Annotated in this window: 16 protein-coding genes; 8 read left to right on the forward strand and 8 right to left on the reverse strand. The window is 63.8% G+C overall.

Annotated elements, in window-relative coordinates:
• Positions 1–21: 21 nt before the first annotated feature.
• Positions 22–1,392, forward strand: a complete 1,371-nt coding sequence (gene pabB, locus NFI08_RS21545) for an aminodeoxychorismate synthase component I (protein ID WP_108450041.1) — start codon at positions 22–24, stop codon at positions 1,390–1,392.
• 378 nt (positions 1,393–1,770) lie between these two features.
• Positions 1,771–2,511, forward strand: coding sequence for a phosphoadenylyl-sulfate reductase (locus NFI08_RS21550; RefSeq protein ID WP_231498732.1), 741 nt, complete (start codon positions 1,771–1,773; stop codon positions 2,509–2,511).
• A 122-nt stretch (positions 2,512–2,633) separates the two neighbouring features.
• Here NFI08_RS21550 and cysB read toward each other — a convergent pair whose 3' ends face one another.
• On the reverse strand, positions 2,634–3,605 hold the full coding sequence (gene cysB, locus NFI08_RS21555; protein WP_045993775.1) for an HTH-type transcriptional regulator CysB: 972 nt from the start codon (positions 3,603–3,605) through the stop codon (positions 2,634–2,636).
• Between the two features lie 334 nt (positions 3,606–3,939).
• Between cysB and trxA the strand changes: the two genes are divergently transcribed.
• Positions 3,940–4,263: a thioredoxin gene (gene trxA / locus NFI08_RS21560; RefSeq protein WP_045993776.1), complete on the forward strand. Its 324-nt coding sequence runs from the start codon at positions 3,940–3,942 to the stop codon at positions 4,261–4,263.
• Between the two features lie 207 nt (positions 4,264–4,470).
• Here trxA and NFI08_RS21565 read toward each other — a convergent pair whose 3' ends face one another.
• Positions 4,471–4,911, reverse strand: coding sequence for a YtoQ family protein (locus NFI08_RS21565; RefSeq protein ID WP_045993777.1), 441 nt, complete (start codon positions 4,909–4,911; stop codon positions 4,471–4,473).
• A 294-nt stretch (positions 4,912–5,205) separates the two neighbouring features.
• Between NFI08_RS21565 and NFI08_RS21570 the strand changes: the two genes are divergently transcribed.
• Both NFI08_RS21570 and NFI08_RS21575 read left to right on the forward strand, forming a co-directional pair.
• Positions 5,206–5,907 (forward strand): gamma-glutamylcyclotransferase, encoded by a 702-nt coding sequence (locus NFI08_RS21570; RefSeq protein ID WP_349591442.1) that lies wholly within the window; start codon positions 5,206–5,208, stop codon positions 5,905–5,907.
• Positions 5,908–6,032: 125 nt separating this feature from the next.
• Entirely contained in the window at positions 6,033–7,292 is a 1,260-nt protein-coding gene (locus NFI08_RS21575; RefSeq protein ID WP_349591443.1) for a threonine ammonia-lyase, read from the forward strand.
• Positions 7,293–7,346: 54 nt separating this feature from the next.
• Here the strand turns inward: NFI08_RS21575 and NFI08_RS21580 are convergent, their stop codons facing one another.
• The 6 genes from NFI08_RS21580 to NFI08_RS21605 all read right to left on the reverse strand — a co-directional run bounded on the left by NFI08_RS21580 (position 7,347) and on the right by NFI08_RS21605 (position 15,801).
• Positions 7,347–9,683 carry an ATP-binding protein gene (locus tag NFI08_RS21580; RefSeq protein ID WP_349591444.1) on the reverse strand — a complete coding sequence of 779 codons (2,337 nt, stop codon included), beginning with the start codon at positions 9,681–9,683 and terminating at the stop codon, positions 7,347–7,349.
• Between the two features lie 6 nt (positions 9,684–9,689).
• Positions 9,690–10,184, reverse strand: a complete 495-nt coding sequence (locus NFI08_RS21585; RefSeq protein ID WP_108133826.1) for a putative pterin-binding protein — start codon at positions 10,182–10,184, stop codon at positions 9,690–9,692.
• Between the two features lie 103 nt (positions 10,185–10,287).
• A complete protein-coding gene (locus NFI08_RS21590; RefSeq protein ID WP_349591445.1) occupies positions 10,288–12,552 on the reverse strand; it encodes an ATP-binding protein in 2,265 nt (754 codons plus the stop codon).
• Between the two features lie 24 nt (positions 12,553–12,576).
• On the reverse strand, positions 12,577–13,053 hold the full coding sequence (locus NFI08_RS21595) for a putative pterin-binding protein (RefSeq protein ID WP_108133828.1): 477 nt from the start codon (positions 13,051–13,053) through the stop codon (positions 12,577–12,579).
• A gap of 600 nt (positions 13,054–13,653) precedes the next feature.
• Positions 13,654–14,646 carry a GTP cyclohydrolase FolE2 gene (gene folE2, locus NFI08_RS21600; protein ID WP_108450042.1) on the reverse strand — a complete coding sequence of 331 codons (993 nt, stop codon included), beginning with the start codon at positions 14,644–14,646 and terminating at the stop codon, positions 13,654–13,656.
• A gap of 213 nt (positions 14,647–14,859) precedes the next feature.
• Positions 14,860–15,801 (reverse strand): LysR family transcriptional regulator, encoded by a 942-nt coding sequence (locus tag NFI08_RS21605; RefSeq protein WP_349591446.1) that lies wholly within the window; start codon positions 15,799–15,801, stop codon positions 14,860–14,862.
• A 321-nt stretch (positions 15,802–16,122) separates the two neighbouring features.
• On the opposite strand from NFI08_RS21605, the gene trpB reads away from it, so the two are divergent.
• The 3 genes from trpB (at position 16,123) to sstT (ending at position 19,899) form a co-directional block, all read left to right on the forward strand.
• Positions 16,123–17,370 carry a tryptophan synthase subunit beta gene (trpB, locus tag NFI08_RS21610; RefSeq protein ID WP_108133831.1) on the forward strand — a complete coding sequence of 416 codons (1,248 nt, stop codon included), beginning with the start codon at positions 16,123–16,125 and terminating at the stop codon, positions 17,368–17,370.
• A gap of 25 nt (positions 17,371–17,395) precedes the next feature.
• Complete coding sequence (trpA, locus tag NFI08_RS21615; protein WP_349591447.1) at positions 17,396–18,223, forward strand: tryptophan synthase subunit alpha; 828 nt, start codon at positions 17,396–17,398, stop codon at positions 18,221–18,223.
• 455 nt (positions 18,224–18,678) lie between these two features.
• Positions 18,679–19,899 (forward strand): serine/threonine transporter SstT, encoded by a 1,221-nt coding sequence (gene sstT, locus NFI08_RS21620; protein ID WP_349591448.1) that lies wholly within the window; start codon positions 18,679–18,681, stop codon positions 19,897–19,899.
• Positions 19,900–20,007: the final 108 nt, after the last annotated feature.

The raw sequence follows: 20,007 nt of genomic DNA on the forward strand, positions 1-20,007 counted from the left end.
CTGCAACGCCCGAGGCCCCGAATGAACGCCGAGCTCCAGACCACCTCCCTGCCCTACCACGCGACCCCCCTGCGCTATTTCGAGGCTCTGCGCTCGAGGCCCGGGGCGGTGCTGTTGGACAGCGGCCGGCCCCAGGCCCCCGGCGGACGATTCGATATCCTCTCGAGCGACCCCATCGAATGGCTGGAAGTCGATCAGCATGGTCTGCCCAGAGACTCGAGCGGCAGGGCCCTCGAGGGTTCCGCCTTCGACGCCCAGCAGCGCCTGCTCGAACGCCTGCCCCGTCCACGCCAGGAGCTTGATCTTCCCTTCGTCGGCGGGCTGATCGGCTACTGGAGCTACGACCTGGGCCGGCAACTGGCGGGAATCGAAGGGCCTTCACAGACCGCCACCGCACTGCCTCAGGCCCGGCTTGGCCTGTATGACTGGGCGCTGATCCAGGACCACCAGGAGCGCCGCTGCCTTCTCGTCGCCTCCCCCGAACGGCGCCAGCAGGTACAGACCTGGCTGGCGACAGCGACACCTGCCGGCGACTTTTCGCTGAACTCCGCCTTCACCTCCAACCTGAGCGAAGCGGGCTACCGCGATCGCTTTGCCAGGGTGCAGGACTATATCCGTGCCGGAGACTGCTACCAGATCAATCTGGCTCAACGGTATTCGGCGGATTACCGAGGAGACCTGTGGCAGGCCTATCTCCGCCTGCGTGACGCGACGCCGACCCCCTTCGCCGGCTTCATGGCCTGGCAGTGCGCAGGGCGCGAACAGGCGCTGCTGTCGCTGTCGCCCGAACGCTTCGTCGAAAGCCGCCAGGGCGAGGTGGAGACGCGTCCGATCAAGGGAACACGGCCACGGGGAGCCAATGAGCAGGAGGATGCAGCCCTGGCACAGGAGCTGTCCTCAAGCATCAAGGATCGCGCCGAGAACGTGATGATCGTGGACCTTCTGCGCAATGATCTGGGTCGCGTGTGTCAGCCCGGCACGGTGAAGGTCCCCCAACTGTGCGGACTGGAAAGCTACGCCAATGTTCACCATCTGGTGAGCGTGGTGAAGGGACGCCTACCCGACGAGACGCCACCGCTCAAGCTGCTGGAAGCGGCCTTCCCCGGTGGCTCGATCACCGGCGCCCCCAAGATTCGCGCCATGCAGATCATCGACGAACTGGAGCCGGATCGACGCAGCGCCTACTGCGGTAGCCTCGGCTACGTCGATGTGCGTGGCCATATGGATACGTCCATCGCCATCCGTACCCTGGTCGCCGATGCCGGCCGACTGCACATCTGGGGCGGTGGTGGCCTGGTGGCGGATTCTCGGGAACAGGCCGAGTACACAGAAACCCAGGACAAGATTCGCCATCTGATGGCTGCCCTGGGCACTGCGACTGACTCGCGCTAGACAGGAACAGGCCGACCTACCATAAAGAGACCCAGGACAAGATTCGCCATCTGATGGCCGCCCTGGGCACTGCGACTGACTCGCGCTAGACAGGAACAGGCCGACCTACCATAAAGAGACCCAGGACAAGATTCGCCATCTGATGGCCGCCCTGGGCACTGCGACTGACTCGCGCTAGACAGGAACAGGCCGACCTACCATAAAGAAACCCAGGACAAGATTCGCCATCTGATGGCCGCCCTGGGCACACCTGCCAAATAGTAATAAGAAACCTTACCGCTAATCGATAAACGCTATATAAGAACCGAACCAATCGATATTGGGGCGATGGCGGCGGGTTTTGGTAGGGTATCGGCAAAACCCCCAGTGGAGGTCGCCGTGACGTCCTTTGACCCCAATGCGTTCGTCCTGGCCAATGACCAGGCGACACCCAAGAATATCCTGAAAGCCGCCTACGAGGCCTTCGGCGAACTGACCGTGTCATTCTCCGGCGCCGAGGACGTGGTGCTCGTCGACCTGGCGCTCAAGGTCGCGCCCAAGGACAAGGTCAAGGTGTTCAGCCTGGACACCGGGCGTCTGCACGCCGAGACCTACGAGTTCTTCGAACGAGTCCGCAATCACTATGATATCGAGCTCGATATTCGCTTCCCCGATCAGCAGGCAGTGCAGGCGCTGACCAGCGAGAAGGGATTGTTCAGCTTCTATCAGGATGGTCACCACGAGTGCTGCGGCATTCGCAAGGTAGCGCCGCTGCGCCAGCGCCTGGCAGGCCTGCCGGTGTGGGTCACCGGCCAGCGTCGGGACCAGAGCCCGGGCACCCGTTCGAAGCTGCAGATCGCCGAGCGCGACACCGCCTTCGGCAGTGACGATCAACCGCTCTACAAGATCAACCCGCTGACCCACTGGACCAGCGAGGACGTGTGGAACTACATTCGCTCCTTCGATGTGCCCTACAACGCCCTGCACGAAAAGGGCTACGTCAGTATCGGCTGCGCGCCCTGCACCCGGCCCATTCTGCCTGGCCAGCACGAGCGCGAGGGTCGCTGGTGGTGGGAAGACCAGGGTGGCAAGGAATGCGGGCTACATGCCCTCAACCTGCCCCAGGCGGCCACCAGCTGACGTTCTGAGGTACCTGGCTGCACAGCCTCACAAGATCGCAAAGGCCCCGGACTCGCTTGAGTCCGGGGCCTTTCGGTTCATGACGACGTCAGTGAAGCTCGCCTGGCGCCACCTCGCCGCGGTCAGCGCACCGGCAGGCTGATCTTCTCGAACAGCGCGTGTTCATGGCGCGGTCCCGCTGCCAGGGCAGCGTCGACCAGATCACGGTCCAGATGGTCGGCAAACTGCTGCAGGAAGTCATACATGTAGCCGCGCATGAAGGTGCCGCGGCGGATACCGATCTTGGTCGTGGAGCTCTCGAACAGATGGCTGGCGTCCAGCGCTACCAGATCCTCATCGAGCACTTCGTCCACCGCCATGTGCGCCACGATGCCGACCCCCAGCCCCAGACGCACGTAGGTCTTGATCACATCGGCGTCGGCGGCGGTCAACACCACATTGGGAGAGAGTCCACGGGCACGGAAGGCGTCGTCGAGCTGCGAGCGTCCGGTGAAACCGAACACGTAGGTCACCAGCGGGTGCTTGGCCAGTTCGTCGAGTCCCAGACGCTCGACCTCGGCCAGGGGGTGATCCCGCGGCACCAGGATGCAGCGGTTCCAGCGATAACACGGCAGCAACACCAGGTCGTTGAACAGTTCCAGCGACTCGGTGGCGATGGCGAAGTCGGCCTGTCCCTCGCTGACCATCTGAGCGATCTGCTTGGGCGTCCCCTGCTGCATATGCAGAGCGACATCCGGGTAGCGCTGGGTAAAGTTCTGGATCACCGGCGGCAGGCAGTAGCGCGCCTGGGTATGGGTGGTGGCGATGGACAGGCTGCCCCGCCGCTCGTCGCTGTGTTCCTGGGCCACATCCTTGATGTTGGCAGTCAGCCTGAGCACCTGGCCTGCCAGCTCGATGATCGCCTCCCCTGCGGGTGTCACGCGAGTCAGGTGCTTGCCGCTGCGCGCGAAGATCTCCACGCCAAGCTCGTCTTCCAGCAGACGAATCTGCTTGGATATGCCTGGCTGAGAGGTAAAAAGACTCTGAGCGGTAGCCGACACATTCAGGTTGTGGCGGGAAACCTCCCAGATATAGCGCAGCTGCTGTAATTTCATGGCCGGGGCTTACCTCGTCCGAAGTCGACGGATTGGCACGGTGGTCGCGGAAGCGGACTAGACTGGAGCCATCGCGTTGGCGGCGTGACAGCGTCCTTGCCCGGGTTCAAGCACTGGACCTCGGGCATGACAACATGCCAAAGCGCCATAAAAAACCACCTTTGTGATTACTTTATAGCATAATGAGATGAGATGCAGCGATTCGTAAGCTGACTAAGAAACTATCGACCCAATATTTGCCAGCGTATGGGCCGACCGCTACCATCGTCCCACCGGACATGGCAGACATGTCCCACATTCCGCTCGATGAAGCGCAACGTAGATGGAGAAACACATGGCTAACAATGTCGATGTCACCAATGCCAACTTCGAGCAGGAAGTTCTGCAGGCCGACTCCCCGGTGTTGCTGAAGTTCTGGGCTCCCTGGTGTGGCCCCTGCAAGGTCATGGCACCGGTGGTCGATGAAGTCGCCGAGGAGCGTGACGGCGCCCTCAAGGTCGTCAGCATCAACGTCGATGATGCCCCGGAAATCGCCGCCGAGCAGGGCGTACGTGGCGTCCCCACCGTGATGCTGTTCAAGTCAGGTGCCAAGGTGGCATCCCTGGTAGGTGCCCAGTCGAAGTCCCAGCTGACCCAGTTCATCGACCAGAACGCCTGATACAGCGCTGTCGACCGCTGCCGTCACCAGACGGGACGTCCAGCCAGGGGCCAAGGCCCCTGAAACATGGCCCGGGATCCTCCTTCAGGTTCCCGGGCCATGTCGTTATTGCCCCGAGCGTTATCGCTGAAGCCACGGGCTTGGGCAATGGCAGTGCCCACCCTCGCCAGTGGATGCCATCGTGCGAGGCTCGAGGCAGCGCCGTCATCAGTCCCGCAGCACGTAGCGCAGGATCTCTACCACCTGGTCGGTGGTCGTGGCCCAGGCCTGGGCGTCCGCATCGACCTCCTTGAGCGGATGTACGATGTCCTCGCCGTGCAGCGTCACATAGGGCTTGCCGAGAGCCGAGCAGTAGCCGGCGTCGAAGGCCGCGTTCCACTGCTTGTACTTGTCACCGAAGCGCACCACCACCAGATCGCTCTGCTCGATCAGTGTCCGGGTCCGGATGGCGTTGACCCTGGAAGACTGGTGATCCCGCCAGAAGCCACTTTCCGGCACGCCCAGCATGTCTCCGGCGGCGTCGCTGGCATCATGGTCGGTCACCGCCTGGGTGAACACCACGTCGAGCCCGGCGTCTCTGGCTCCCTGCTTGATCTCTTCACGCCAGTCGGTGTGGATCTCACCGGACAGATAGACGGTAAAACTCATGGCCTCATTTCCTTTTTCTCGGTCTTGCATGAATCATTGTCGGAGTGCCAGGACGCCGCCACCGGCCGTTACCCGAAAGAGGGACCAGGACATTCGGGCTTCATCCTGGCCTTCGGAGCTGATAATTTGCCTATTGGCGGTCCAAGGAACCTGGCCCTCGTGGCTTCTTGCGTGGCGCTCACCATCATACCCGCGCCCCCTGTGCTGACAACCGGTTGCCCGGCGCAGTGACGGCGTGGCGGTATCGACTCGAGCACCACCAGTCCGTCTGACTTCATTCGACAAGGATCTTCGATGCACCCGCAGGACTCCCCTTCCAACCGGCCAACGCCTGTCAGCGCGGACACCCGGGAAGCCAATCAACGCCAGGACCATTTCGGCTCTCGCGAGGCGATCTGGCTGTTCGGCTACGGCTCGCTGATCTGGAAGGCGGACTTCGCCTATCGCGCACGTCGTCCAGCGCTGATCGAAGGCTACGCCCGCCGGTTCTGGCAGGGCTCCCACGATCATCGCGGCACTCCTGAGGCTCCTGGTCGCGTCGCGACGCTGATCCACCAGCCGGGCTCGCGATGTCTGGGCATGGCCTACCTGATCGGGCCGGAGGTGTTGGCCCCCCTGGACCTGCGTGAAAAGAACGGCTATCTGCGTGAGCGTGTCACGCTGCATTTTCTGGACAACGATCTCGCCGACAATGATCAGCCTGATGTCGATGACCCACTCGACGATGACGGCCTGACCACCGCCAGGACCGCCGAGGGGCTGGTCTACATCGCCGGTGATGCCAACCCGGCCTATCTCGGTGATGCCTCCGATGACAGCATCGCTGAGCAGATCGCCCACGCCCATGGCCCCAGCGGCCCCAACAGCGACTACCTGCTGCACCTGGCAGACGCCCTGCACGCCATGGGAGGCGAAGACGACCACGTCTTCGGCCTGGCGACCGCCCTGCGCCGTCGAATGCGCCAGGCGGCGACTCACCCGGCTACCACCGACTGAGCGCCGCCCTTCCCCTCGGCAATGCCGGCCACGCCTGGCTCTCGGATCGAGCCGGCGACCCCGCCGGCGACACCTTGTGCCGGACGACCTCCGGCCATCTGTCTGTTACCCGCTGGAGATCCCGGATGAGTGTGACCCTTGAAGACATTCGACGTGCCGCCGATGCGACCGTCGGCCATATCGCCCGTACTCCCTTTCTGCATTCCGCCACGCTGTCGCGGCTGGCCGGCTGCGAGTTGTACATCAAGTTCGAGAACCACCAGTTCACCGCCGCCTTCAAGGAACGCGGCGCCCTCAACCACCTGCTGTCCCTGTCCGAAGACGAGCGCCAGCGGGGGGTCATCGCCATGTCGGCCGGCAACCACGCTCAGGCGGTGGCCTACCACGCCTCAAGGCTCGGCATCCGGGCGGTCATCGTGATGCCGCGCCACACTCCCAATCTCAAGGTCAGCAATACCCGGGCCCTTGGCGCCGAAGTGCACCTGGTCGGTGATGGGGTGGACGAGGCCGGAGACTACGCGGCTCGCCTGGCCGAGGAGCACGGCTATGTGTTCGTCCACCCCTACGACGACGAGCGCGTGATTGCCGGCCAGGGCACCATCGCGCTGGAGATGCTCGAAGACGTGGCGGATCTGGATGCGCTGGTCATCCCCATCGGCGGCGGCGGCCTGATCGGCGGCAACGCCGTGGCCGCCAAGGGACTCAATCCCGACATCGAGATCATCGGGGTGCAGACCGCCCGCTTTCCCGCCATGCAGCAGGCGCTGGCGGGTGAAAAGATCCACTACAGCCTCGCTACCATTGCCGAGGGGATCGCGGTCAAGCAGCCCGGCAAGATCACGCGAGAACTGGTGCGCGAGCACGTCAGTGACATCCTGCTGGTCGACGAGGCCACCATCGAGCGGGCGATCCTGATGTTCCTGGAGATCGAGAAGACGGTCGCGGAAGGCGCCGGTGCGGCGGGACTCGCTGCCGTATTGAGCCAGCCGGAGCGCTTCCGCGGTCGCAAGGTGGGGCTGGTCCTGTGCGGCGGCAATATCGACATGCAGGCGTTGTCGTCGGTGATCCAGCGCGGCCTGGTGCGCTCTGGTCGCATCGTGCGCGTTCGCGTGGGCATCTCCGACGTACCCGGCTCGCTGTCAGAGTTGACCCAACTGCTCGCCGAGCAGCGCGCCAACGTCATCAGCATCACCCACCAGCGTACCTTCACCGACCTGTCGCTGCGCGCCACCGAGGTCGAAGCCACCCTGGAGACGCTGGGCAGCGAACATACCCGAGAGGTCATCGAGGCCCTGCGCCATGAGGGCTACGATCCGGTGATGCCGGCCAATGAGGTGCATCCGGACGAACGTTGGGCCAGCGGCGTGGCTCCCGGCGACGTCTAGGCCCCGCCAGCGGCGGGACGTCACCTCATCGAAGGGTCCCGCCCAGGGCCGCTTTCAGGTCTGCAACAGCCCCGCCGATCGCAGAGCCTGGCCGGTCGCCGGGCCCAGCCGGGCGAGTATCTCGAGCTGTGTCTCGAGTTCCGCCTGCTGGCCGTCGTTTGCCATGCGCTCCACTCGGGCGGCCTGCGCCTCCAGGGCCTGGCAGCCCAGCGAAGCAGAGACGCCCTTGACGTCATGAGCAATCTGACCGAGTGCCTGGTGGTCGCCGACCGACAGCGCCTCTCGCATCTGCTCGAGCCGCTCCGGGAAACGCTGCAGATAGTTGGCCACCATGCGACTCAGGCCCTGGGGCGACATCACCTGACGCAGCTCCTCTACCGTGTCTCCGGCGAGCAGCGTCTCGTCGATCCGGGGCCGATCCTCGAGCATCGGGGCAACGACGGCGGGTGCCGCTTCGACAGTGCCGCCTAAGGTCTCGCTATCCAGGCCGCGGTCCGGACCACTCGCCCTGCCATCGCAACCCCTGCCATCGCCCCCCCTGCCGGCATTGTCGCCGCCTGATGGACTCGCGTCAGCGGAGCTCGGTGCCGCGTACACCCGGCTGTAACGGCGCAGCGCAGCAGACAGCTCCTTGCGCGAGAACGGCTTGCCGATGACGTCGTCCATTCCCGCATCGAGACAGGCGCGATGATGCTCGGGCATGACGTTGGCGGTCACCGCGATGACCGGCAAACGCTGGACCCGCTGGCCCTGTTCGCGCAGAGCCTCTTCGTGCTGGCGCCAGCGACGCGTGGTCTCTAGCCCGTCCATTACCGGCATCTGCATGTCCATCAAGACCAGATCAAAACGTCGTTGGCCCAGGGCCTCCAGCGCCTGCTCGCCATTGCCCACCAGTTCGCAGGTCTGTCCCAGTCTGGTCAGCATGGCGGCCACCAGCTCACGATTGAGGGCATTGTCCTCGACCACCAGCACGTGCTGGCTTTCCAGCGGCTCCTGCTGCCCGGTGCTGGCAGCACCCTCTTCCACCCCCGCCACCACCGGCAAGGGAAGATCGAACCAGAATCGGCTGCCGGACTCCGGCTGGCTTTCCACCTTGAGCTCTCCGCCCATGGCCGCGACCAACTGAGAGCAGATCGCCAACCCCAGGCCGGCACCCTCATGACGGCGTGACAGGGCGGTATCGGTCTGGGCAAAGGGCTCGAAGATGCGCTGCTGGTCCTGCTGGGCGATACCGCAGCCGGTATCATAGACCATGAAGGTCAGCCGGCCGTCCCCATTGTCGGAGACCCTGAGCATCACAAAGCCACTTTCGGTGAACTTGAAGGCGTTGTTGAGCAGATTCATCAGCACCTGGCGCAGCCGATGCACGTCGCCATCGACCCAGGTGGGCAAGGCGGGAGCGGCACGCATCAGGAACTGCACCCCGCTGCGGCTCTGGGTCTGATAACCGGTCGCGAGTTGCTCCAGCATTCTCGACAGGTGGAAGGGTTGACGTTCGACCGCCAGGTGCCCTGCCTCGATACGGGTGTAGTCGAGCACGTCATTGATCACCGAACGCAGCCCAGCGGCGCTGTCACGCAGCCCTTCTATCTGACGGCGCCCCTGATCACTCAAGGGTTCGTCGTGCAGCAGCTCGGCCATGCCCAGCACGCCGTTGAGTGGCGTACGGATTTCATGGCTCATGATGGCCATGAAGTCGGACTTCGCGCGATTGGCCACTTCCATGCGCTGATAGGCCTCGCGCAGGGTTTCGGACTGGGATTCGAGCAAATGGGTCTTGTGACGATGCTGACGCGCCTCCTTCACCAGCGCACGAATCAGCACGCCACCGGCGATCAGCGACAGCAGGATCGAGATCAGCACCGCGATGTACAATCGCCCGAGCACGCCCATGTCCGCGCTGCGCTCTTCCGCGGCGATTCGACCATGATGCAGCATCAATTGCCGACTCAGTTCCTGCGCTTCGCCGAGACGCTCTATCAGTTCGCGTCGCAGTGCAGCGTCATAGGCAACGTCTCCATCGGCCACCGCAATGAAGCGTCGATCCAGCCGTTGCATGCCACGATCCAGCTCGTCGATCAGCTCACGACCGGTCGCGTAGCGATCCAGGAAGTTGCTCGTCTGGCCCTCCAGCAGCACCATGAAGCGCCCGTACAGCAGTTCGAAATCCAAAAGGGTCTCGTCCAGCCGGCTATCGCCGCGCTCCCAGATGGCCAGCCGCAGATCGCGCAGCGAGCGATCGTACTGATACAGGGTCCAGGTGACGGTGTCGACGTCTCGGTGGTAGATCGCCTTGTTGCGGTCATAGATCAGCCCTCCTGTCACCATCACGGCGACAATGAAGACGACGGCGGCGATCGCAGGAATCCTGATGCGCAGACGATGGGCCATGAGAACTCAGTTGACGTCGATGCGGGCGACCTGCCAGACAGATCGACTGAAGTAGATATTGGTCTTGAGTTCCGGCTGGTCGTCGAAAGGGTAGACCACGAACAAGGGGCCCTTGTCGCGGATTCTCATGCGCTCTCCATCGCGGCGCATGGCGAGGATCACGCCATGTTCGTGGGCGTCGCTCACCGGCATCAGCGTCTCGTAGTCCTTGATGGCGGCCACCCTGAGTTCGTCGCCCTCGGCCTCCACCGCCGCCAGTACATCGCTGAGCAGCGGCCCCTCAAAGCGAGACTGACCATCGATCCAGGGATTGCCGGTCACCACGACATGCTGGGGCAGCGCCTCGAGCATGGCGCGGTCGAAGTGGGCTTCATCACTCACATTGGTCACGGAGATGCGCCCACCCACCTCGAGGATCACCCTGCCACCGGGGGCGTCCAGCGCAAGAGCCTGTCCGACCATTCCCCATAGCATCACCAACGCGATGGTTCGCCATCCCATGACGCCTCTCCCATTGAAAATCGGCATTCTCGACGAATTTTTGCCGTACCAGCGACATGCTACTGCCAGTTCAACGGCCAGGGAAGGCATTCACGCTCAGGATTCAGCGAAAGCTGTCGAGCACTCCGGTGGTTCGCCAGGCAAGACCGGTGCGGGTGCCGATGTCCTCCAGTTCCTTGATCAGAGGCACCAGCGGCTCGTGACGGCCCATCTCACCGTGCTCGATGATTGCCTCCACCACCGCGACCACTGCCGTGCACCCCAGGGTGGTTGACGCATGATGAAGCTCCCTGGCCTCACCGACCAGCATGTCGAAGTCCCTTTCTTCGTGGGCCGTGTAGAGCCTCGCGATGCGAGCAGGAAAGCGGGCCAGGTAGCCGCGTACCATGCGCTCCAGAGCATCCGCCGAGACCATCGAGCGCAACTCTTGAAGCGTCGTTCGTGACAGCAGGTCAGCACTGGCGACTCTTTCTTCCGTCGCCGTCTGGCTGGGCGCGGAGGCCCCTTCGTGGGCGGATGTACTCGGAGGCGTCCAGAAGTTTTCGTCGGGGTCGAGGGAGGGATAGACCCGAGAGGGAAAGCGACCAAGCACCTGGCCTAGATCCTGACGCGTGAAAGGCTTGCCGATCAGGTCATCCATCCCCGCCTCGCGGCTGGCCCGGCGATGTTCCGGCAGAACGTTGGCCGTCACCGCGATAATCGGCAGCCGAGCGTCGTCGTCGCCATCACCACGGTGGATCGCCGCTTCCCGCTCGCGCCAGCGCCGGGTCGTCTCCAGACCATCCATGACCGGCATCTGCAGATCCATCAGCACCAGATCGAAGTCACGCTGTGACAGCGCCTGCAGCGCTTGCTCGCCGTTGGACACGACTTCGCAGGACTGGCCCAGGCGGGCCAGCATACTGGCCACCAGCTCCCTGTTGAGAAGGTTGTCGTCCACCACCAGCACATGGTGCGGCGCCAGCGGCGCCGGAGCAAACGCCACCTCGACCTTCTCCTCTTTCTGATCGCTGGCCGGCAAGGGAAGTTCGAACCAGAATCTGGAACCGCTGCCCAACTGGCTGTCCACCTTGAGGTCGCCTCCCATGGCGCGCACCAGGCTACGTGCGATGGGCAGGCCAAGCCCGGCACCGTCATGACGCCTGGCCATCACCGGATCGGATTGTTCGAAGGGCTCAAAGATGCGCTCGACATCCTGCTGAGATATCCCGCACCCGGTGTCGTAGACGACGAAGGCAATGCGCTGATCCTGGGCACAGGAAACCCTCAACATCACGAACCCCTGGCGGGTGAACTTGAAGGCGTTGTTCAACAGGTTCTGCAGTACCTGGCGCAGTCGATGCTGATCTCCTTCCACGCAAGCGGGCAGGTCCGGGGCCAGGCGCATCAGAAACTGCACATCGCCCAGGCGTTGCGAACGATAGCCCAGGGTGGTCTGGTCGAGCATATGGCGCAGCGCAAACAGTTCGCGCTCGACCTCGATCCGGCCGGTCTCCAGCCGCGTATAGTCGAGCACATCGTTGATCACCGAGCGCAGTCCCGTCGCGCTGGCCTCCAGGCCTTCGATATGACGCTTGCCCTGATCGCTCAGGGATTCGTCGCGCAGCAGATCGGTCATGCCCATGACGCCACTGAGCGGAGTGCGCATCTCGTGACTCATGATCGCCATGAAATCGGACTTGGCGCGACTGGCGTTCTCGGCACGCTCCACCGCTTCCTTCAGTGCTCGCGACTGGGCCTGCAGCAACTCCGCCTTGAGGGTGTGGGCACGCCCCTCACGCATCAGCGCCAGCACCAGCACGGTACCGGTCACCATGATCAGCACGATGCAGGCCAGCACGACACCATACAGACGCAGCATCGACTGGGTATCTCGGGTGCGCAACTCGGCCACACTGGCCTTGTGTTGCAACAGCATGTCGCGACTGACGTTCTGCAACTGCCCCAGGGTCTGCTTGAGTGCATCCCTGTCGTCGTCGAGCAGGCGTCCCCCCTGCTCCAGAGGCTCGACTCGCTCCCCCAGATCGTCGATCAATTGCTCCGCGCGCCGATACAGTTCCTGAGAGGCACTGGTCTGACGCAGAAAGTCCCGAGTCTGCCCCTGACGCAACAAGTCGCTTCGTCCGTGCAGAATCTCGTAGTCGAGGACCAGGCTATCGATATCATCCGCGCTGACCTCGGCGGCCTGAATGCGCATTTCGCGCACCATGCGATCGAACTGGTAGAGGTTCCAGGTGACGGTATCGAGGATGCGATGCTGCAATTCCTGCTGCCGATCGAAGGTAAGGCCTCCCGCCACCAGTGCCGCCACAAAAAACAGCACCGTTGCGGTGGCCGCCACCCTCGAGCGATACGGCAGTTTCAGCATAATCTGACCTCGGCCACCGGCGGCTCAGTGGACATCGATGGACTCCACCTGCCAGACGGACCGCGTCAGGTAGACAGCGTTGTAGATTTCAGGGTGCTGATCAAAGGGATAAATCACAAACAGGGGCCCTTGATTGCGCACTTCCAGGCGCTCGCCATCGCGCCACATCGCCAGCACAAGGTTGAAGGTCGAGGCATCCTGCACCGGAACCGACGCCACAAAATCGTTCAATGCGGAAACACGCAGCTCGGTACCGCGCGCCTGGACCGCATCGAGTAGCCCCTCGAGCAGAGGCCCCTGATAGACAGAGGCACCGTCAAACCAGGGGAGATGGGTCGTGATCGTGCCCTGGGGTAGCGCCTCGAGCATGTCGCGGTCGAACCAGGCCTGATCACCGACATTGGTGACCCCGATGTCACCGGACACCTTCAACAAAGGCGTGCCCGAGGGCGGTTCGAGCGCCATCGACAGGGGCGATGCCAGTGTCAGCCCCAGGACCATGAGTCGCCAGCAATATCTCACATCTCCCCCTATGGCCTCCTGCTTGGGCGTGGAAGCAATCTTCGCTTATATGCTGAATCAGCTACCGATGATGTGAAAAGAGTAAAGCAAAAGACACAAACCGTCACGTTTAGAAACCTGAAGCGCATCTCTACAATCCTTCCATGGTGAAAGACGGCCCTCGGGAGACACCAGTCGACACGGGCGCGTCTACCCACCAGGCAACAATGGCGTGCTGTTATCGCAACGCCATGGATGTTTCATGGCCTTGTCATGACCACGCCCTGAACGGTGTGTTCCATCCTATAAAACCACGTCTCAAACCCCTGTTTCGACCTGCCCCCCCACCAAGTGGTCTCCTACGCGTGCCGAAGCACATATCCTTGCTGGCTTGCCAGCCGGCCATACAAGGATAAGGCCGCTTCGGACCCTTGCGCACGCTACCAGATCACAGCACGCATCCTCGCTAGCCTGCCGGCCGGCACTACAAGGACAAATGCGCTTCAGGTACTTGCCCACGCTACCAGATCACAGCACGCATCCTCGCTAGCCTGCCGGCCGGCCATACAAGGGCAAGGCCGCTTCAGGTACTTGCCCACGCTACCAGCGCCAACTGCTGCGGGCCACGGCGTCGTGGGCGTGCAGGCTCTCGGCATGGATCACCTTCTGTTCGAAGCCATCGATCCCCGGGATGGTCATCAGGCAACCATGCACACGACGTGCGGCGTCCTCGCAGAACATCAGGTTCTGCCCGTTGGCCAATGCAAAGGCCTGTTCGTCGGGACGCTTGACCGCGGTCTGCAGCGCCGTGCCCAGGCTCTGCTCCACCCTGTCGATGACTTCGACCATGGGGACGTCCTCGACCTCGAGGCCCAGCCTGAGCGCCACGATCACCTGGCTGCGCTGGCTGTGAGGCGTCGCCACGATCCCCGACTCTTGCCCCAGCCAGCGGTGCACCTCATCACGGGCCGGATGAGGCTCTGCGGCAAAGTCTCCGTTGAACTGTTGCTGGATCAATTGACGCGCCAGCGCCGCGGAACAGGGGCAAGTGGAGGAATAGCCCACCTCCAGACGCAGGATTACCGACCGCTGGCCACCTCGTTGCTCGACTTCAAGGTGAAAGGGATAAGCCTTCCAGCCAGCCAGGTCACTGACCAACGCCGGACGCTTCAACAGCAAACGTCCTTCGAGAGACAGACTGGCAGACCGGGAGAGACCCTCGTGACTGTCGAGAAAGCGCGCCAGGCAGGCGTCCAGTCGAGGCAACGTCAGCGCTTCTTCGGTCAGGTCGTCAAGCGCCAGGTACAACCTCGACATATGAATCCCGCGGGCCTCCGGGGCGTCAAGACTGACCCCTGCGTTCACCCTGGCTTCGATCCGCTGTCCCGCCAGTTCGACGGGCAGCGCGATGCCCTCCATGCCGACCCAGTCCAGGGCGACGCCCTGGCTCACCTGCTGCACGGCCACATCCGACAGCCTTTGTGGATCGTCGATGGGCTCTCTCCCCCGGGCGTCTGTGTCGACCGTGTCGTTGACCGTATCGCTGACTGTGTCGTTGACGGCCTGGTTGGCCTCGATCTGTGCGTAATTCATCCTTTCACCGCCGGTTCAGCCTGATAAAAAAATACGTTATAACATAACATTAACAAAGACTGCATTCAGACCTCCTGCCCTACCACCAGCACGCAGCAGCGCGACCAAGCACCCGTTCACAGCGCGGCAAGCCACATCATTGCCGGCTCGCACCTCGTATCAGCCCAGCACCTCGTATCAGCCCAGCACCTCGTATCAGCCCAGCACCTCGTATCAGCCCAGCACCGGCGCTTCGGCCAGCTCTGCCGCCAACCAGTCGGCCAGATCATTTGCCAGCGGATGGCGCGCCCCCCTAGGCCCGGCTGCCAGTTCCAGCACCAGGCAGGCGTCGGTGGCGACAAAGCCCCAAGGCGCCACCAGGCGCCCTGCGTGCACGTCCTCTTCCACCAGGTAGTCCGGCGCAATGCCGACCCCAAGCCCCACCAGGGTCGCCTCCAGCAGGTAGTTGAGGTGCTCGAAGCCCTGGCCCATCGTCAGCCGCTCCGGCGCGATCCCCTGGCGGCGACTCCAGTCGCCCCAGGCGGAGGGACGTGAACGGGTATGCAACAGCGCTTGGCCGAGCAGTACCCGCGGGTCGGGCGGGCTTGCTGTAGCCCCGCCGGACCGATGCAGCTCAAGCTCACGACTGAGCACGGGACCGATGCGTTCCTGCCCGAGGATACGGGTGACCTCGCCCGGCGGCTCCCCTTCCGGCAAGCGCTGAAAGCGCAGCACACCATCGACCCCGGATAGCGTCGCGACACCTTCCTCACCGGCGGTCAGATGCAACTCCAACTGCGGCAGAGCCTGCTTCAAGCGGGCCAGTCGAGGAATGAACCAGCGCGCCAGGAAGGAGCCTGGGCAGCTCAGCACGAAGGGCGACTGGACGCTGGTGCGAGCGACCTCGGCGCAGACCCGTGCCAGGGCGCCAAGATGGAAGCCGGCGGCGTCGGCCAGCTCACGGCCGGCATCGGTCAGTCTCAACCCCCGCCCTTCCTTCTCGACCAGGGCAACCCCCAACTGGTCCTCGAGCAGCTTGATCTGACGACTGACCGCACCATGGGTCAGGTGCAGCGAGGCCGCCGCCCGCGACACGCTACCGTGGCGCCCCAGCGCCTCGAAGGCCCTGAGCGCCCTGAGCGAGGGCAACGGGACGTCCTGGTTGTGCGATGTCATGGCGAACGTCTCTCCCGGCTTGGCATGGGGTGTCTTGTATTGTCTGGGCTGGGCTTGTCTGGGCTGGGCCTGGTGTGCCCCGGCGCCCAGAGGTCAGCTGATGGTGCCACCGCGTGCCGTGCGTGCGGACTTCCGGGGCACGGCTCACGGCCTAGTTCGGGACCACAGTGAAGGGCCGAGTGGTCTTGCTGCCCCTCAACTAGTGAGATTTTCTCACACATCCTGGCCGTTATTTCGATTTTTTCCGGCCTCATGCAGCGCTACGCTGCTGTCCATGCCATTCGGGGCGCAGATCGCGCCTGGTCAGCCTTGGAGCCCGTCATGAACCAGCAACGCCCAACTCCCAGCCTCCGTCACGGACCCGACCCTCGTGGTTTCTTCGGTGACTTCGGCGGTCGTTTCGTGGCCGAGACCCTGATGCCGCTGATTCTGGATCTCGAGCAGGAATACGACGCCGCACGCCAGGACCCGACCTTCGCTGACGAGCTGGCCTCGCTGTCGGCCGACTACGTCGGTCGCCAGAGCCCGCTGTACTTCGCCGAGCGCCTGACCGAGCATCTGGGAGGCGCGCGCATCTATCTCAAGCGCGAAGACCTGATGCACACCGGCGCCCACAAGATCAACAACGCCCTCGGCCAGATCCTGCTCGCTCGTCGCATGGGCAAGCGTCGCATCATCGCCGAGACCGGCGCGGGCATGCACGGTGTGGCCACCGCCACCGTCGCCGCACGCTTCGGCATGGACTGCGTCATCTACATGGGCAGCACCGATATCCATCGCCAGCAGCCCAACGTACAGCGCATGCAACTGCTGGGCGCCAAGGTGATTCCGGTCACCGCCGGCGACGGTACTCTGAAGGACGCCATGAACGAGGCGCTGAGAGACTGGGTCACCAACGTCGACTCCACCTTCTATATCATCGGCACCGTGGCCGGCCCCCACCCCTACCCAGCGCTGGTGCGCGACTTCCAGTCGGTGATCGGGCGAGAGGTGCGCGACCAGATCACCGCCAAGGAAGGACGCCTGCCGGATTCGCTGGTCGCCTGTATCGGCGGCGGCTCCAACGCCATGGGCCTGTTTCACCCCTTCCTCGACGACCCTGAAGTGGCGCTGGTCGGCGTCGAGGCGGCCGGCGAAGGCCTCGACACCCCACGCCATGCGGCCAGCCTCAAGGGTGGGCGGTCCGGCGTGCTGCACGGCAACCGTACCTTTCTGCTGCAGGACGACGAGGGCCAGATCAGCGACGCCCACTCCATTTCGGCCGGCCTCGACTACCCCGGCATCGGACCCGAACACGCCTGGCTGCATGCCATCGAGCGCGCCGAGTACGTGGCGGCCACCGATCGTGAGGCGCTGGACGCCTTCACCCTGCTGTGTCGCAAGGAAGGCATCATCCCGGCGCTGGAGTCTTCCCACGCCCTGGCCGAGGTGATCAAGCGCGCCCCGCGACTGCCGGCGGATCATCTGATGGTGGTCAACCTGAGCGGCCGCGGCGACAAGGACATGGCCACCGCCACCGAATGTCTTGCCGATGAACTGGGCCTGGGAAAGCCCGACCAGCAGGACTGACACCCCGGATTCCAGGAGAGAGACCATGACCACGACCACTACCGCCGAGGGGCGCCTCGCACGTCGCTTCGCCGAGACTCGCCAGCAGGGACGCGCCGCCCTGGTGACCTACATCGCCGCCGGTGATCCCGACTACGACACCAGCCTCGCGACTCTCAAGGGCCTGGGCGAGGCCGGCGCCGATGTGATCGAACTCGGCATGCCGTTCACCGACCCCATGGCCGACGGCACCGCCATCCAGCATGCGACCCGCCGGGCGCTGGATGCCGGCCAGACCATGGACAAGACCCTCGAGATGGTCCGCCAACTGCGTCGGACCGATCAACAGACACCGGTCGTGCTGATGGGCTACTACAACCCCATCTACGCCCGTGGCGTGACACGCTTTCTCGATCAGGCCAAGGCTGCCGGCGTCGACGGTCTCATCGTGGTCGACCTGCCGCCGGAACACGACGACGAGCTGTGCCAGCCTGCCAATCAAGCCGGGCTCAACTTCATTCGTCTGGCGACCCCCACCACCGATGCCCGCCGTCTGCCGGGGGTGCTCACCAATACCTCGGGCTTTCTCTACTACGTCTCGAGCAACGGGGTCACCGGCGGTGCTGCGCCAAGCGCCGAACGCGTGCAACAGGAGGTAGCCCGCATCCGCGAGCACAGCGATATTCCCATCGCCGTGGGCTTCGGTATTCGCACCGCCGCCCAGGCCAGAGAGATCGGCGCCTTCGCCGACGGCGTGGTGGTAGGCTCGGCGCTGATCGATGCCCAGGCCAGCGGCGACACTCCCGCCGAAGGTACCCAGGCCGTGCTCGCATTGACTCGCGAGCTGGCCCAGGCGCTGACCGGCGCCCGCTAAGCCCTGACAAAGAACCCCGGTCAGGAACTCCGGTAAAGAACGCCGGGACAGAACCCCGGGAAAGAACCCCTTATCGCGTAATCCCGGTGCAGAGGCCCTGCCCGCGTCTGCTCGACATAAAGACGCCTCGAGGAGACTCACGCCAGGCCTTGCGCCAAGCCACCCCCGGGAAGCGTCTCTTCCCCATGCAAGCCCCGCCGATCAGGCGGGGCTTGCTGCCATCCGGCCGAACATTTTCCCGACCCAGTCAATATTTTCAGCGGACACCAGCAATGCAGCCACACCATCTATGCAACTGCTGATCCATGCCAGATTCTTACTGCTGATATCATGCTTAAGTCGAACCGTTGGGTGTGGCCGACGGTGATAGAATCGCCCTCCTTCCGGCCACAAGCCGACGCCCATCCGTCCTGTCGCGACGGTCGATGCACACTCCACGCTTCGAGACCAGAACCATGTCCACCTCCTTGAGCGCTCCCTTCAAGGCGCTGAATCGTCTGGGGCTGATCCCTCAGATCGTGCTCGGTATCCTCTGCGGTATCGCCGTCGCCACCCTGTCCCCCGAGCTCGCCACCTCGGTATCGCTGCTCGGCCAGGTGTTCATTTCGGCCTTGAAGGCGGTCGCCCCGGTGCTGGTCTTCGTGCTGGTGATGGCCGCCATCGCCGGCCATCAGCGCGGCCAGCCGACCCAGATCCACAGCGTACTGGTGCTGTATCTGATCGGCACCCTGGTGGCGGCGCTGGTGGCGGTGGTGGCCAGCTTCGCCCTTCCCACCGAACTGACCCTGAACACCGCTCAGGCCAGCGGCAATCCGCCAGGCGGCGTAATAGAGATCCTGCGCAACCTGCTGTTGAGCGCCGTGGCCAACCCGGTCAGCGCATTGATGGACGCCAACTTCATTGCCATTCTGGTGTGGGCCGTCAGCCTCGGCCTGGTGCTGCGCAGCGCCAGTGCCGCTACCAAGGGCATGATCGAGGACCTGTCCCAGGCGGTATCGACCCTGGTGCGCTGGGTCATTCGTCTGGCACCGCTGGGTATCTTCGGACTGGTCGCCGGCACCCTGGCCGAAGCCGGAATCGGTGCGCTGCTGGAGTATGCCCAACTGCTGTCGGTGATCGTCGGCTGCATGCTGTTCGTCGCCCTGGTGACCAATCCGCTGATCGTCTTCCTGGCCACTCGCCAAAACCCTTATCCGCTGGTCTTCAGCTGTCTGCGCGGCAGCGCCATCACCGCCTTCTTCACCCGCTCAAGCGCAGCCAACATCCCGGTCAACCTGGAGCTGTGCAAGCGTCTGAAGCTGGATGAGGACACCTACTCCATCTCGATTCCGCTCGGCGCCACCATCAACATGTCCGGTGCCGCCATCACCATCAGCGTGATGACCCTTGCCACCGCCCATACCCTGGGCATCAGCGTGGACTTCATCACCGCCCTGCTGCTGTGCGTGGTCTCCGCCCTGGCCGCCTGCGGCGTCTCCGGCGTGGCCGGTGGCTCGCTGCTGCTGATTCCCATGGCCGCCAGCCTGTTCGGCATTTCCGCCGACGTGGCGATGCAGGTGGTCGCCATCGGCTTCGTCATCAGCGTGGTCCAGGACTCCACCGAGACCGCCCTCAACTCTTCCACCGATGTGCTGTTCACCGCCGCCGCCAGCCGCAGGGGCGAACTGAGCGACTGACGCCCAGAGGCGCTGCCGGCCCTGCTCATCTCCTGAAACAACAGCTCTTCTGAAACGACAGCGAGCCCCTCTCACCAAAGGGTGAGAGGGGCTCGCTGTGTTGTTCGA

It is taken from the genome of Halomonas sp. EF61, from assembly GCF_040147045.1.
Taxonomy (GTDB): Bacteria; Pseudomonadota; Gammaproteobacteria; order Pseudomonadales; family Halomonadaceae; genus Halomonas; species Halomonas litopenaei.